This window comes from Ruegeria sp. CDSB113 (assembly GCF_059611045.1).
Window position 1 is genome coordinate 299,708 of the sequence record NZ_JBXWOU010000002.1, and the last position, 13,578, is coordinate 313,285.

General features: G+C 57.1%; 13 protein-coding genes. 4 read left to right on the forward strand and 9 right to left on the reverse strand.

The features are described from left to right. Positions 1–95 precede the first annotated feature (95 nt). The 3 genes from AC2FIS_RS05945 to AC2FIS_RS05955 all read right to left on the reverse strand — a co-directional run bounded on the left by AC2FIS_RS05945 (position 96) and on the right by AC2FIS_RS05955 (position 4,212). Positions 96–596: a hypothetical protein gene (locus AC2FIS_RS05945; protein ID WP_496772341.1), complete on the reverse strand. Its 501-nt coding sequence runs from the start codon at positions 594–596 to the stop codon at positions 96–98. Positions 597–1,011: 415 nt separating this feature from the next. After that, positions 1,012–1,800, reverse strand: a complete 789-nt coding sequence (locus tag AC2FIS_RS05950) for a hypothetical protein (protein ID WP_496772343.1) — start codon at positions 1,798–1,800, stop codon at positions 1,012–1,014. A 129-nt stretch (positions 1,801–1,929) separates the two neighbouring features. Continuing rightward, positions 1,930–4,212, reverse strand: coding sequence for an adenosylcobalamin-dependent ribonucleoside-diphosphate reductase (locus tag AC2FIS_RS05955; protein ID WP_496720922.1), 2,283 nt, complete (start codon positions 4,210–4,212; stop codon positions 1,930–1,932). A 114-nt stretch (positions 4,213–4,326) separates the two neighbouring features. Here AC2FIS_RS05955 and AC2FIS_RS05960 point away from each other — a divergent pair, with 114 nt between their 5' ends. Next, entirely contained in the window at positions 4,327–4,758 is a 432-nt protein-coding gene (locus AC2FIS_RS05960) for a DUF1489 family protein (protein ID WP_496772344.1), read from the forward strand. On the opposite strand, the gene hisG is transcribed toward AC2FIS_RS05960, so the two are convergent. The 3 genes from hisG to hisS are packed head-to-tail and all read right to left on the reverse strand — an operon-like array spanning position 4,759 to position 8,024. Continuing rightward, positions 4,759–5,448, reverse strand: a complete 690-nt coding sequence (hisG, locus tag AC2FIS_RS05965; protein WP_496772346.1) for an ATP phosphoribosyltransferase — start codon at positions 5,446–5,448, stop codon at positions 4,759–4,761. It lies immediately after the preceding gene. Next, positions 5,445–6,533: an ATP phosphoribosyltransferase regulatory subunit gene (locus tag AC2FIS_RS05970; protein WP_282118949.1), complete on the reverse strand. Its 1,089-nt coding sequence runs from the start codon at positions 6,531–6,533 to the stop codon at positions 5,445–5,447. Before AC2FIS_RS05970 ends, hisG begins: the two co-directional genes overlap by 4 nt. Positions 6,534–6,536: 3 nt before the next feature. Continuing rightward, on the reverse strand, positions 6,537–8,024 hold the full coding sequence (hisS, locus tag AC2FIS_RS05975; RefSeq protein ID WP_496772347.1) for a histidine--tRNA ligase: 1,488 nt from the start codon (positions 8,022–8,024) through the stop codon (positions 6,537–6,539). 131 nt (positions 8,025–8,155) lie between these two features. On the opposite strand from hisS, the gene AC2FIS_RS05980 reads away from it, so the two are divergent. Then, positions 8,156–8,350 carry a SlyX family protein gene (locus AC2FIS_RS05980; RefSeq protein WP_108859244.1) on the forward strand — a complete coding sequence of 65 codons (195 nt, stop codon included), beginning with the start codon at positions 8,156–8,158 and terminating at the stop codon, positions 8,348–8,350. Between the two features lie 157 nt (positions 8,351–8,507). Continuing rightward, the gene (locus AC2FIS_RS05985; RefSeq protein WP_496772348.1) at positions 8,508–9,047 is read left to right on the forward strand and encodes a hypothetical protein; all 540 of its coding nucleotides are present in this window, start codon (positions 8,508–8,510) and stop codon (positions 9,045–9,047) included. Positions 9,048–9,068: 21 nt separating this feature from the next. Here AC2FIS_RS05985 and AC2FIS_RS05990 read toward each other — a convergent pair whose 3' ends face one another. From AC2FIS_RS05990 to dnaE, 3 genes are all read right to left on the reverse strand, one after another. Beyond that, positions 9,069–9,437, reverse strand: a complete 369-nt coding sequence (locus AC2FIS_RS05990) for a hypothetical protein (RefSeq protein ID WP_496772349.1) — start codon at positions 9,435–9,437, stop codon at positions 9,069–9,071. A 5-nt stretch (positions 9,438–9,442) separates the two neighbouring features. Continuing rightward, positions 9,443–9,661 (reverse strand): YMGG-like glycine zipper-containing protein, encoded by a 219-nt coding sequence (locus AC2FIS_RS05995; protein WP_058275719.1) that lies wholly within the window; start codon positions 9,659–9,661, stop codon positions 9,443–9,445. Between the two features lie 85 nt (positions 9,662–9,746). Next, a complete protein-coding gene (gene dnaE, locus AC2FIS_RS06000) occupies positions 9,747–13,247 on the reverse strand; it encodes a DNA polymerase III subunit alpha (protein WP_496772350.1) in 3,501 nt (1,166 codons plus the stop codon). Here dnaE and AC2FIS_RS06005 point away from each other — a divergent pair. Further along, a complete protein-coding gene (locus AC2FIS_RS06005) occupies positions 13,246–13,377 on the forward strand; it encodes a hypothetical protein (protein WP_496772351.1) in 132 nt (43 codons plus the stop codon). The two genes, dnaE and AC2FIS_RS06005, sit on opposite strands and share 2 nt — an antisense overlap. The last annotated feature ends 201 nt before the right edge of the window (positions 13,378–13,578 follow it).

Here is a 13,578-nt window from a genome sequence, read left to right on the forward strand (position 1 = left end):
ACCAATGAAGCCGCGCTTATATCCGCAGAACTGGCGGAGTCAACACGGCTGTGGATTTTTTGCTATTTACGAATGCCGTCGGCCTGCTTGGCTTATTAGTCTGCTACGCTTCGGACGTCCGCAACTGCGCTTTCCCAACCATTATCCATCGGCGACCGCGTCGGGAAAGCGACAACAGTTTGGTCCGTGAGGCTGGAATTGCTTTCGCTTTCAAACTCGGTATACGCACTGACCCAGAATTCCTGATCGCGCGCGGGATACCCGTTTTCGAAAACCAGCGTCGGGCGTGTGTCTCCGGCAACCGAAAACAATAGCGCCGTGTACTTTTGCGCGCCATTGGTCAGAACGATACGACCCAGTGCTCCGTCTGCCAGATTCGGCGATGGCGCTATGCTGCTTAGCACTTTTGATGCGAATGCTTCGGCCTGACCCGACAACACAAGGCCCTGCTCGGCCGGACTGGCCAATGAAAGAGCCTGCCCACGCCACGACCATGCGGCTCCTACTTTCAAAAAAGACTGAGGCGCCGCCTCAAGTCCGTTTAACTCTGTCTGCGTCCACGAAATGGATATGCGACCGCTGTCCCCGGCTGTCATTGTATCCGCCTGTACCTTTCAACAAATCACTGCTTACTACACCTACTTATCAGGACAGAATCTGGCGGAAAAGAGACCGAAGTGCAGCAATCACGTAAATGTTTCCGGTGTGTCAAGTCAAACTGATACTAAAAGTGAAAATAATTCAACCTTAGATTGTTTTTGTCAAATAGCGACGCACCAGTCTCAAGAAATCTCAAAGCGATTCTCTACTCAAACTTTTGTTTTTAAATTCAAATTAATCCTAGGGTATTCGCTCTTCATGTACCATCAATTCCAAGCGGTGTTTTGGAAACCATGATATTCCGGTTCATCCAATCCAGTCTGGGCATCCGATTTGAGCCGTCCGATCGTTGCATTACAGCAACTAAATTGGGCAGCGGTACCAATTTGGGCCTGCCCCTGCTTCAACTCATCAATGGATGCCATTCGACCGCTTCAGCTTTTCCAAGTACGCGCGTTTCGCGGCCGCTACCTCTTCATCGCTCAAATTCGACCGGTTCAGGTCCAGAAAATAGTCTGCGCCTCCAGCTGGCTGGACGTTCCGATTTTCACTTGTGATGAGCCTGTCAGATCTCACGTTCAGAATGGAAAGTGCCTTGATCAACGGGAAATCGTGATCGCCCAGACCAGAAACGTTGACAGATTCGACCTCGGCACGCGGTGAAACCGCTTCATTCACCCGGCGCACCACCGCCCCAAGATCTGCACCTTGCTGCAACGCCTTCCCGTATTGTGACAGATCCTCGCGGATTCTGTGGCTGCGAAGGTTTTGCCAATACGCACTTCTGATCCAATCGGCCGCGTTTCTGGTCGTAAACAGAAAGATAATGCGATCCCCGGCATCAGTCAGGCGCGAAACCTCATCCAACAGAGTTTTGGAAAGAACGTGCGTTTGCTCATATGTCCAAACCCCTTTGCGACCGGGGATCAAACCAGCGAATTCTTCATTGCTGATCAGCAGGGGTTTGCCACTTCGGTCTGCAAACGGCTTAAGCGCCTCGCGAACGGTTGCTCCGAAATTGCGAAGGGTGCGATCCTTGGGGGCGACCGCATACCGCCGCGCAGCCAGGCTGGCTTCTTGCAAGTCATCAGGCAATAGAACATTCACGCGATCTTTCAGGTATTCCCGATTTTTCGAGAGCGTCTTTTGCAGCGTCGTTGTGCCGGTTTTATGGAAACCTTGATGAATTACGACCTTCAATACACTACGTCCCGTTCGTCCATGGCCTGCGTGCTGTTGGGCTTTCAAAAATAATGCCAAACCTGCTCATCACAGGCTTGGCACTTATTTGGTCAGACCAATTTGAAACCGACGCTGGATTTCACGACATCAGCCACATTTTGAATGACCGCAGCTGCGGCAGGTCATGCAGCCCTCGATCATCACCATGTCGTACTGGCCGCAGGATGGGCAGGCTTTGCCGCGTGGCGCGTCCATGTTGACGACCTGCGCCTGGGGGTCGGATTTGAGCGCCATGCCCTCGCCCTCAAGAAAGCCGATATTGATCATGTGCTGTTCGATCACGCCACCAATTGCGGCCAAGATCGACGGGATATACTTGCCCTGAACCCAAGCACCACCGCGCGGGTCGAATACCGCTTTTAGTTCTTCCACCACAAAAGACACATCCCCACCCCGGCGGAATACGGCCGAGATCATGCGGGTCAGCGCCAGCGTCCAGGCGTAATGCTCCATGTTCTTCGAGTTGATGAACACTTCGAAGGGACGACGACGGCCACCAATGACAATATCATTGATCGTCAGATAGATCGCGTGCTCGCTGTCGGGCCACTTCAGTTTGTAGGTCGAACCTTCCAGAGACTGTGGGCGATCCAGCGGTTCGGACATGTAGATCACGTCGCCACCATCAATTTCATGCGGTGCGCTTGCACTTTCACCCGGCGCTTTGTCTTCGCTTTCTGACACCGTCAGGACGGATCCTGTTACGTCGTTCGGGCGATAAGTCGTGCATCCTTTACATCCCTGATCCCAGGCCTGCATGTAGACATCCTTGAAAGCATCAAAGCCGATGTCCTCGGGGCAGTTGATCGTCTTCGAGATCGAGCTGTCGATCCACTTCTGCGCCGCCGCTTGCATCTTGACGTGATCGGAGGGGGACAGCGTCTGCGCGTTGACGAAATAGTCTGGCAGCTCTTTGTCGCCAAACTTGTCGCGCCACATCTGCACGGCGTAGTCCACGACCTCTTCTTCAGTGCGCGAGCCATCCTTTTGTAGGACCTTCCGCGTATAGGCATAGGCAAAGACAGGCTCGATCCCGGACGACACATTCCCCGCATAGAGAGAAATCGTACCGGTCGGCGCAATCGACGTCAGCAAAGCGTTACGGATACCATGTTCGCGGATCGCATCGCGAACATCATCGTCCATCTGCTGCATCGTGCCGCTTTCCAGGTATTTCTCGGCATCAAACAAGGGGAACGCCCCTTTTTCCTTCGCCAAGTCCACCGACGCCAGATACGCGGCGCGCGCAATCGCTTTCAACCAGCGTTCGGTCTGACGCGCGCCCTCGTCCGAGCCATAGCGCAGACCCAGCATCAGCAGAGCATCGGCCAGTCCGGTCACACCCAGTCCGATACGGCGTTTGGCCTGCGCTTCGGCGGCCTGTTCGGGCAGCGGGAACTTCGACGCGTCCACAACATTGTCCATCATGCGAACGGCTGTCGCGACCAGCTCTTGCAGAGCAGCCTCATTCAAATGGGCCGCATCTTCGAACGGCTCTGCCACAAGACGGGCCAGATTGATCGAACCCAGCAGGCACGCGCCATAAGGCGGCAACGGCTGCTCGCCACACGGGTTCGTCGCCGCAATGGTTTCGGCGTAGCTGAGGTTGTTGGCCTTGTTGATCCGGTCGATGAAAATCACACCCGGTTCGGCATAGTCATAGGTGGCCTGCATGATCTTGTTCCACAGATCACGCGCTTGAACTGTGTGATAGACCTTGTCATCGAACACCAGCTCCCACGGGCCATCGGCTTTGACAGCTTCCATAAAGGGATCGGTGACAAGCACCGACATATTGAACATGCGCAGGCGTGCGGGATCAGATTTGGCGGTGATGAACTGTTCGATATCCGGGTGATCACAGCGCATGGTCGCCATCATCGCGCCACGGCGTGAACCTGCGGACATGATCGTCCGACACATGGCATCCCATACATCCATGAACGACAGTGGCCCCGACGCGTCCGCCGCTACACCATGCACATCCGCGCCACGTGGGCGGATGGTCGAGAAATCATAGCCGATCCCCCCACCCTGCTGCATGGTCAGCGCGGCCTCTTTCAGCATGTCAAAGATACCGCCCATGCTGTCCGGCACCGTGCCCATGACAAAGCAGTTAAACAGCGTCACACGTCGCGCAGTGCCTGCACCTGCGGTGATACGGCCAGCGGGCAGATATTTGAAATCTTCCAGCGCTTCGAAGAACTTCTGCTCCCAATGTGCGGGGTCTTTTTCGACCTGCGCAAGATCGCGAGCGATACGCCGCCAGCTGTCCTCGACCGTCTGGTCAATGGGCGTGCCATCAGCCTGTTTGAAACGATATTTCATGTCCCAGATCTGCTCGGCGATGGGGGCGGCAAAGCGGCTCATTGGTGATTCCCTATTCTGAAAGAGGTATCCAGACTATCACCCACTATACCTTGATGACAATCGCACATGGGCTACAATGGATAGATAGTCGATGGACGACTCTGTGGGAAAGCTGTGGATAAATTCGTAAACCTCATAAAACTTTCGGTCGGATCGGAAAGCGTCGACACGCTGATGGAGTGGCAGGACAGCCGCAAGCCGCTTTATGAAGACGGCTTGCCGCGCCACGTCACCCGCATGTGGCCCAAACGCGAGGCCGAGATTCTGAACGGCGGATCAATCTATTGGGTCATCAAGGGTGTGATCCAATGCCGTCAACGCATCGTTCGGATGGACGAAGTGCGCGGCGAGGACGGTATCCGCCGCTGCGCCATCGTGCTGGATCCTGAGGTGCACCGCACACAGAACGCTCTGAAACGCCCGTTCCAAGGGTGGCGATACCTTAAACCCGAAGATACGCCTGCCGATCTTCCCAAAGGACGGGCCGAGGATGATTCTCTGCCCGACGATCTGAATCGCGCGTTGGCGGATATTGGCGTGCTGTAATCAGTTCAGCCGGTCAAGCAATTCGGAAAGAACCTCTTTTTCACCCACACCATAGCTGGCAACCCGACTACGCCACAGCGTGGCCTGTGATTGCAGGATCAGGCCGTCCGACAGGATTTTTAGGTGGTTTGCGCGCAATGTCTCACCTGTTGAGGTGATATCGGCAATCGCCTCGGCGGTTTCGTTCATCACGGTGCCTTCGGTTGCGCCCTGGCTGTCGACCAGAGTGTAATCTGCAACCCCCGCGTCCGTCAGAAACTCGCGCACCAATCGGTGGTATTTGGTCGCAATCCGCAACCGGTGCCCGTGGGTTTTGCGGAACGCAGCAGCGACAGCATCGAGATCGTCCAGGGTTTCGACATCGACCCAACAGGCAGGGGTCGCAATGATCAGATCTGCTTTGCCGAAACCAAGCGGCGAGATCTCTTCAATCTGTTGCTCCCAGCGTGGTAGTTTCTCATGCACCAGATCGGTTCCGGTAACGCCCAGATGAATGCGCCCCGCTGCCAGTTCGCGGGGGATTTCCCCGGCGGACAGCAGGATCAGCGAGACCCCGTCGATCCCTTCAACCTTACCGGCATACTCCCGGTCTGATCCGCTGCGCGACAATGTGATACCGCGCTTTTCGAACCACGAAAAGGTCTTGTCCATCAATCGGCCCTTCGAGGGCACGCCCAGTTTCAGGGTCATTGCGCGGCCTCCTCGATTTCGAGCATCAGGTCGGGACGCAGTACGCCGCCCACAGCTGGAATTTCCGCCCCGTTGCCCAATTGTCGCGTCAGCGCATCGTAACGCCCGCCGGTGGCAATCGGAGGCAAATCGGGGCGACCTTCAGCATAAAACCCAAAGACAAACCCGTCGTAATACTCCATCGACGTACGCCCATAGGCTGCCTCGAAATCCAACCGGCTCACATCAACACCACGCGCCTGCAGAGCGGCAATTCTTGCCTCAAGCCTGTCCAGCGCCGGGGTGATCTGAGGTAGGTCGACGGCCACATCCCGCAACTGCTCCAAAGCGAAGGGCATGGTTTCCCGAACGGTCAGCAGAGATTCCAAGCCTGCAAGCTCGTTGTCAGAAATCGGTGGCGTGTCGCGATCTTCACGCAGCGCGTCGATGCGGGCCTCAATCTCGGCAGCGCGGCGTTTTCCGATCATAGGAACGTCAAACCCCATCGGGTCTGCGGCCTCCAAAAGCATTGTGCGGTGCTCCGGCTCGGGCTTTCGCCCGGCGAACCGGTCCAGCAGGACGCGGAACCGACGTGGACGCCACAGATGGCGCATCAGCGCGGCCTTGCGTCGATCCGTGGTGCGCAACCCCTGAACCGCTGCCGTCAGGATGCCGATGTCACCGGTCGCCGCGCGCAGGGGCAGCCCCCGCAATTGCAGGGCAAACAGCGAAAACACCTCGGCATCCGCCCCAGCGGGATCGTTGCGGTCAAAAACTTCATAACCGACCTGAATGTATTCGTTGGACCGATCCGGGTCATGCTCTTGCCGACGAAACACTTCACCTGAATAGGTATAGCGCGCGGGTTCAGCCCCTTCGGTCATGTGCATCTGCACCACCGGAAGGGTGAAATCCGGGCGCAGCATCTGTTCGCCACGCAACGCATCCGAAGTCACGTAAGCACGCGCGCGGATGTCTTCGCCATAAAGGTCCAGCAACGTTTCAGCCGGTTGCAGCAGGGGCGTATCCACAACCTGCGCCCCGGCGGCTTCGAACCGGACACGCATCATCGCGGCGCGGGCCTGTATCTGGGAACGATTGGGCATCGGTCAGTCCTGACTGTCCAGAATCTCGCGCACTTTGGCGACCAGATCACCACGTGACACTTCGAACTGGCTGGGGCGTTCTTTCCATTCCTCGAGCGTGGCGCTTTCGGCAATCTTCGCGCCCAGGATCAAATCCTTGATCTGCACGATCCCATTGGCTTTCTCGTCACCGCCCTCGATCACTGCAATCGGAGAGTTCCGTTTATCCGCATATTTCAGCTGATTGCCGAAGTTCTTGGGATTACCCAGATAGACCTCTGCCCGGATACCAGCGTTGCGCAGTTCTGCCACCATCGCCTGATAATCGGCCATCCGGTCGCGATCCATAACGGTCACGACTACAGGACCCGTAGCCTGCGCAGCGATCCTGCCTTTTTCACGCAGGGCAGCCAGCAGACGGTCGACACCGATGGAGACGCCGGTCGCCGGAACTTCCTGCCCGGTGAAGCGTTTGACCAGATCGTCATAGCGACCACCACCTGAAACCGATCCGAATTGTCGCTTGCGGCCTTTCTCATCAAAAATCTCAAAGGTCAGCTCGGCCTCATAAACCGGCCCGGTATAGTAACCCAGACCGCGCACGACCGAAGGGTCAATCTCGATCCGATCCGCGCCATACCCGCCCGCATCCAACAAGGTGCCGATTTGTTCCAACTCGGCGATCCCGTCCGCGCCGATCTTGCTGTCGCCAACAGCAGCACGCAGGTTGGCCAGCGTTCCGGCGGTTTCGGCGGCCTTGGAGGTCAGAAACGCGATCACTGGCTCAGCCTGATCATCGCTCAGGCCAACACCGTCGATAAACGCGCCCGAGGCATCCAGACGGCCTTTGGTCAGCAGCTCGCGCACACCGGCCTCGCCCACCTTATCGAACTTGTCGATCGTGCGCAGCACGTTGTCGCGGGCCGCGGCGTCTTCGCCAAGGCCCATCGCCTCAAGCACACCATTCAGAACCTTGCGGTTATTGACCCGCACCAGATAGTCGCCGCGCGGAATGCCGACGGTCTCAAGCGTGTCCGACAGCATCGCGCAAATCTCAGCATCAGCGGCCATCGAGGCCGTGCCCACCGTATCCGCATCGCATTGATAAAACTGGCGATAGCGCCCCGGCCCCGGCTTTTCGTTCCGCCAGACTGGTCCCATCGCATAACGACGATAAGGCGTCGGCAGATCGTTGCGGTGCTGCGCGTAAACCCGGGCCAAAGGCGCGGTCAGGTCATAGCGCAGGGCCATCCAGTCGCCCTTGTCATTCTCGTCGACTTCCTGCCACGCGAACACACCCTCGTTCGGGCGATCTACGTCAGGCAGGAATTTGCCCAGCGCCTCGACGGTTTCAACCGCGCTGCTTTCCAGGGCGTCAAACCCGTACCGATGATAGACGTCCGCAATAGCCCGCAGCATCTCGGTGCGCTGCGTGACTTCCTGGCCGAAATAGTCGCGGAACCCTTTTGGCGTTACGGCCTTGGGGCGGGGCTGTTTCTTGGGCTTGGCCATGTGGGACGTCCTTGGGAGTTGCCTTGTTCCGCGCGCGGTCTATCCCATGGCCTGCATCGGGGCAAGGCGCGCTTTCGCTGGCCATGCGCTGTCCGGGTCGCTATGACCGGCCTAAGACACAGGAGTCCCCCATGCAGCATCTGGAAGAGCAGATCGCCCATCTTGCCCGTACGGTCGAAGACCTCAACTCGGTCGTCACCCGCCAACAGGACGAGATTGATCGTTTGACACGCCGTGTCGAAATGCTGATGCGTCGCGAAGGCGAACGGTCGCAGGAAGGCTCGGGCGGGATCGTTCTGGGCGACGAACGCCCGCCGCATTATTGAGGTATAACTGATGGCGAAAGATGTGAACGGTGACCTCTGCGTCTGGATTTCCACAACAGTAAACAACATCAACGCAATACAAGCGGTTCTCCGAAAGGAGTTTGGCGATACTTGGTTGAGGGGGCGATCTCCGGAAGAACAGGAATGGTCCAGCAGAATGATTGATGAATCTGGTGGCTGGAAGCGTGGGGAAATCCTGACCAAAGAACAGGTTGGCGATATCTGGTACTACAATACACATCCAGAATATGAAGAACCGCCATTTATTTCCGGGGGTGGATATCCTCTGGTTTCTGAATCCGCCAAAGCTGTTCTTGAACAGTATGATTTTGGGGAGACCGTCTTTCACGCCTTAACTTTGATGGATTCAGCTGAAACGCGCCTTTCAACGCTCGAACCGTATTATTTGTTGAATGTGGGCAACATGCGGTCGATGGGTAACTACGAAGCGCTTGGGCCGGAGGATGGGGTAAACACACCTCTTGTCAGTATCGCGAATGGTGCTGTCTATCTGCCAAGCCACCACCACGAAGACGAACTCGTCGTTGTTCCGGGCGCCTTGGATGGCCCAGATATCTGGCTGGACCCCAAAGTCCCGTCTCTGTTGTTTCTATCCGACCGTCTTGTCACCGGCCTCAAGGAGGCTGGGATGGACAAGGGCTGGGGGCTTGTGCGCTGTGCTGTGGGCACGCTCTAACGTGCCTAAAACGAACGTGGGTCACAAACCCAGCGACGTTTTCACCGCGTTGTCGACCACGCCGCCCAAAAGGGCATCCTTGTCCGAGGCGCAACCTTCCGACAGCGCGGCTATGAAGGCTTCGCGCAGCTGGGCTTTCTCCTCATCCGTGGCGGCATGATCTTCGATATTGATCTGGCGATTGTGGAGAGATAGGGCCGTCATCTTTCCAACAACAGTCACAACAAAGGCTTCGTCGCCATCCGCTTCTTCTGCAATCGAGGCGCAAGTATAGTGCATGACAGGCAATGCATCCTGAACCATCTGCTCAGCCGCCTCATCAGCCGCAGCCACACACGGAGCCGCCAGGATTGCGGCACAAACTGACATTTTGAGTTTGAAAAAACGCATCACCATCACTTCCAGTTATGTCCAATAATAGCTCCGGCCACACCGCCGATCGCTGCGCCTTTTCCGTCACCGACAATCGCACCAACACCTGCGCCGATCAGCGCGCCCTCAAGGGTCTTCTTTTTCTTCTTGTCGTCCGCCGACGCGACCGAGGCTGCAACCAAGGCCAGCGATGCTGCAGCCCCGAACAAAACTCTTCTGAAATTGAGACCTGCAATTGTCATATCAACACCCTCCTGCGGCATGACCCAAAGACATCTCTGTTGGGTCAGCCTAGCGGGGTGCTAACTGTCTGGCAACAAAGAGAGGTCAGATCTCTTCGACGGACAAAATGCCTTCCAGCGATTTTATCGCGCCTTTGATCTGCGGGTTGATCGGAAACTCAACGCCCAGATCCATTTCGACATCACCCGGCAGACTTGGGTCGAGCAACAGCAATTGGATCGGACCGCGCGCTGCGCCTTTGGTGGCAGTTGCGGCATCCTCAAGAACTTTTGCTACGGTTGGCACCGCTTGCGCTTCGTCAACAAAAATACGCAGCCCCGTCGCCCCGGCTTCTGCCACCACGGAATCCGCAGGGCCGACCGAGCGCCCCAGCAGCTTGAGCTGATCCGCCTCCATCGTCGCTTCGGCGGTCAGCACCACCTGCGCTCCGGTTTCCAGATACTCGCGTGACTTTTCGAGCGTTTCTGAAAACAGCGTGACCTCGTACGCGCCCGTCGGATCCGACAATTGCGCAAAGGCGAACCGGTTTCCACGCGCGGATTTACGCTCTTGCCGTCCGGCAACAACACCAGCCATTTTGGCGATAAAGGGGCCAGAGCGTGCTTTTTCGGTCACCTCATCCAGCGTGAGAACCTGCTTGCGCTTCAGCGCCGGCATATAGTCGTCCAACGGATGGCCCGACAGGTAAAAACCGATGGCTTTGAATTCTTCGCTCAGTCGTTCAGCCGGCAGCCAATCAGGCGAAGGCGACAAGCGCGGTTCGGGCAGGTCATCGCCCGCCTCGCCAAACAGCGACACCTGGTTCGAGTTCTTCTGGTCATGGATGGCGGCCGAATACTGCACCAGCGGATCGAGGCTTTCGAAAACGCGACGGCGGTTCTTGTCGAGCTGATCGAAGGCCCCTGCCCGCGCCATCATCTCAAGCGGGCGCTTGCCGACCCTCTTCAGATCAACCTTGCGGGCAAAGTCGAACAGGTTCACGAACGGCTTGCCTTCGCGACCAGCGACCACAAGGTTCATCGCTTCGACACCCACATTCTTTAGCGCGCCCAGCGCATAGACCAGATGCCCGTCCACCACGTCGAATGTCGAAAGCGACCGGTTCACGCAAGGCGGTACATAAGGCAGTTCCAGCCCCTTACGGACCTCTTCGAAGTATACGGCCAGCTTGTCGGTCAGGTGGATATCGCAGTTCATGACACCCGCCATGAACTCGACCGGGTGGTTCGCCTTCAGCCAGCCTGTCTGATAGCTGACAACCGCATAGGCGGCCGCGTGGGATTTGTTGAACCCGTAGTTGGCGAATTTATCCAGCAGGTTCCAAACCTCGGTCGCCTTGGCCTCATCCACATCGTTCTCAGCAGCACCCTTGAGGAACTTGGGCCGCTCTGCGTCCATCGCCTCCTGGATTTTCTTACCCATCGCGCGGCGCAGCAAATCCGCACCGCCAAGGCTGTAGCCCGCCATTTCCTGGGCGATCTGCATCACCTGTTCCTGGTAGACGATGATGCCTTGCGTCTCGTCCAGGATATGATCGATGGACGGGTGCAGCGTGTCCCGTTCGCTCAGCTTGTTCTTGACCTCACAGAACTTGGGGATGTTCTCCATGGGGCCAGGTCGATAGAGCGCGACGAGGGCAATGATATCTTCGATACAGTCAGGCTTCATCCGCTTGAGCGCATCCATCATTCCCGAGGATTCCACCTGGAACACCGCCACTGTCTTGGCTGCCGAATAAAGTTTGTACGTCGCCTCATCATCCAGCGGGATGGCGTTGATCTGGTTCTCGGCCCCGTCTGCGGGTTCATAAAGCTCGGTTCCGTCGGCGGCGACGTGCAATGGACGGTTGGATTTGAAGATCAGATCCATCGCATTCTGGATCACAGTCAGCGTCTTCAGACCAAGAAAGTCGAACTTAACCAGCCCGGCCTGTTCCACCCATTTCATGTTGAACTGAGTGGCCGGCATGTCGGATCGCGGGTCCTGATACAGCGGCACCAGCGCATCCAGCGGGCGGTCTCCGATCACCACGCCTGCCGCGTGGGTCGACGCGTTTCGCAGCAACCCCTCGACCTGCTGGCCATAAGTCAGCAGGCGGTCCACAACCTCTTCGTTGCGCGCCTCTTCCCGTAGCCGGGGTTCGTCTTTCAACGCCTTTTCGATGGAAACGGGTTTGACGCCTTCGACCGGTATCATCTTGGACAGGCGATCCACCTGCCCGTATGGCATCTGCAGAACGCGACCAATGTCGCGCACCGCAGCTTTCGACAGCAATGCACCAAAGGTGATGATCTGCCCCACCTTGTCGCGGCCGTATTTCTGCTGCACGTAACGGATCACCTCTTCGCGGCGGTCCATGCAGAAGTCGATATCGAAGTCCGGCATCGAAACCCGTTCCGGGTTCAGGAACCGTTCGAAAAGCAGCGAATAGCGCAGCGGATCAAGGTCAGTAATCGTCAGCGCATAGGCCACCAGAGATCCCGCGCCCGAGCCACGCCCTGGCCCCACCGGGATGTCCTGATCCTTGGACCACTGAATAAAATCGGCAACAATCAGGAAGTAGCCGGGGAACCCCATGCCTTCGATGATGTCGAGCTCGAAATCCAGACGCTCTTGATATTCTTCGGGCGTCACTGCGTGCGGGATAACAGCCAGACGATTGTGCAAACCATCATTCGCAATACGGCGCAGTTCGGCAACCTCGTCATCAGCGAATTTCGGCAGGATCGGATCGCGACGATAGGCCATGAACGCGCAGCGCTTGGCAATCTCAACGGTATTCTCGATAGCCTCGGGCAAGTCGGCGAACAAGGTCGCCATCTCGTGCTGCGACTTGAAATAGTGCTGCGCGGTCAGGCGGCGGCGACCTTCTTGCTGATCGACATAGGCCCCTTCCGAGATACAAATCAGCGCATCGTGCGCTTCGTACATATCTGTGGTCGGGAAATAAACGTCATTGGTGGCCACAAGTGGCAGGTTTTTGGCATAGGCCATTTCCACATGGCCACGCTCGGTCAGACGTTCTGACTCTGGCTGGCCGCCCTCACCCGGATGACGCTGGAGTTCGATGTAGAGGCGGTCGGGGAACATCGCTGACAACCGATCCACCAAGGCCTCAGCCGCGGAGCGTTGACCCTGCTGCAACAACATCCCAACCGGTCCAACCGGTCCACCGGACAGGCAGATCAACCCGTCAGATCGGTCCGCAAGCTCTTCCAAAGTCACCTGCGGCAACTGCCCGCCCTTGTCCACATAAAGGCACGAGCTGAGCTTCATCAGGTTCTCATACCCGACCTCGGACTGGGCAAGCAAAACCACCGGCGCAGGTGTTTTGGGCTTTTCGCCCGGTTGCGCCTGCACATAGGTCAGATCAACCTGACAACCCATGATCGGCTGCACCCCGGCCCCGCTGGCGGTGACCGAAAACTCCAAGGCCGAGAACATGCTGTTAGTATCCGTCACAGCGACGGCGGGCATATCCATCTTCTCACACAGACCGGGCAGCTTTTTCAGCCGCACGGCGCCTTCCAGCAGGGAATATTCGGTGTGAACACGGAGGTGAATGAATCGAGGAATACTGCTCATGACCACCACGCTATCCCAGCCGCGCGCCCGGCAAAAGCAGGAACCTTGGCTTTGGATTGCCAAAAAGATGGGCTTTGATTATTCGGCTTTTCCAGAAGGTGCTTCGGAGACCGGCATTAGCCAAAGATAAAAAACGCTTTAGTTTCAATCAGGTGATCTCTAAACGAAGATAACAATCACGCAGCGTAAGTGCTCAATGGTGTATCACATAGGTAGTTTTTCTTGCCAGACAACCTGCGCTGTTTCTAACATCAGATGGCAAGCTATCCGCCCGCTACTCTTTCTACGTCGCATCGAAGGGGGGCACGCAAGGGCGCAACCGGGTAAGGCG

What these genes read in the sequence shown, in the direction of transcription:
- dnaE (WP_496772350.1), bottom strand. Translation starts at nt 13,247, where the DNA reads ATGAGCAGTATTCCTCGATTCATTCACCTCCGTGTTCACACCGAATAT.
- hisG (WP_496772346.1), bottom strand. Translation starts at nt 5,448, where the DNA reads ATGACCCTGAAACTGGGCGTGCCCTCGAAGGGCCGATTGATGGACAAG.
- AC2FIS_RS05945 (WP_496772341.1), bottom strand. Translation starts at nt 596, where the DNA reads ATGACAGCCGGGGACAGCGGTCGCATATCCATTTCGTGGACGCAGACA.
- AC2FIS_RS05970 (WP_282118949.1), bottom strand. Translation starts at nt 6,533, where the DNA reads ATGCCCAATCGTTCCCAGATACAGGCCCGCGCCGCGATGATGCGTGTC.
- AC2FIS_RS05980 (WP_108859244.1), top strand. Translation starts at nt 8,156, where the DNA reads ATGCAGCATCTGGAAGAGCAGATCGCCCATCTTGCCCGTACGGTCGAA.
- hisS (WP_496772347.1), bottom strand. Translation starts at nt 8,024, where the DNA reads ATGGCCAAGCCCAAGAAACAGCCCCGCCCCAAGGCCGTAACGCCAAAA.
- AC2FIS_RS06005 (WP_496772351.1), top strand. Translation starts at nt 13,246, where the DNA reads ATGACCACCACGCTATCCCAGCCGCGCGCCCGGCAAAAGCAGGAACCT.
- AC2FIS_RS05990 (WP_496772349.1), bottom strand. Translation starts at nt 9,437, where the DNA reads ATGCGTTTTTTCAAACTCAAAATGTCAGTTTGTGCCGCAATCCTGGCG.
- AC2FIS_RS05955 (WP_496720922.1), bottom strand. Translation starts at nt 4,212, where the DNA reads ATGAGCCGCTTTGCCGCCCCCATCGCCGAGCAGATCTGGGACATGAAA.
- AC2FIS_RS05995 (WP_058275719.1), bottom strand. Translation starts at nt 9,661, where the DNA reads ATGACAATTGCAGGTCTCAATTTCAGAAGAGTTTTGTTCGGGGCTGCA.
- AC2FIS_RS05985 (WP_496772348.1), top strand. Translation starts at nt 8,508, where the DNA reads ATGATTGATGAATCTGGTGGCTGGAAGCGTGGGGAAATCCTGACCAAA.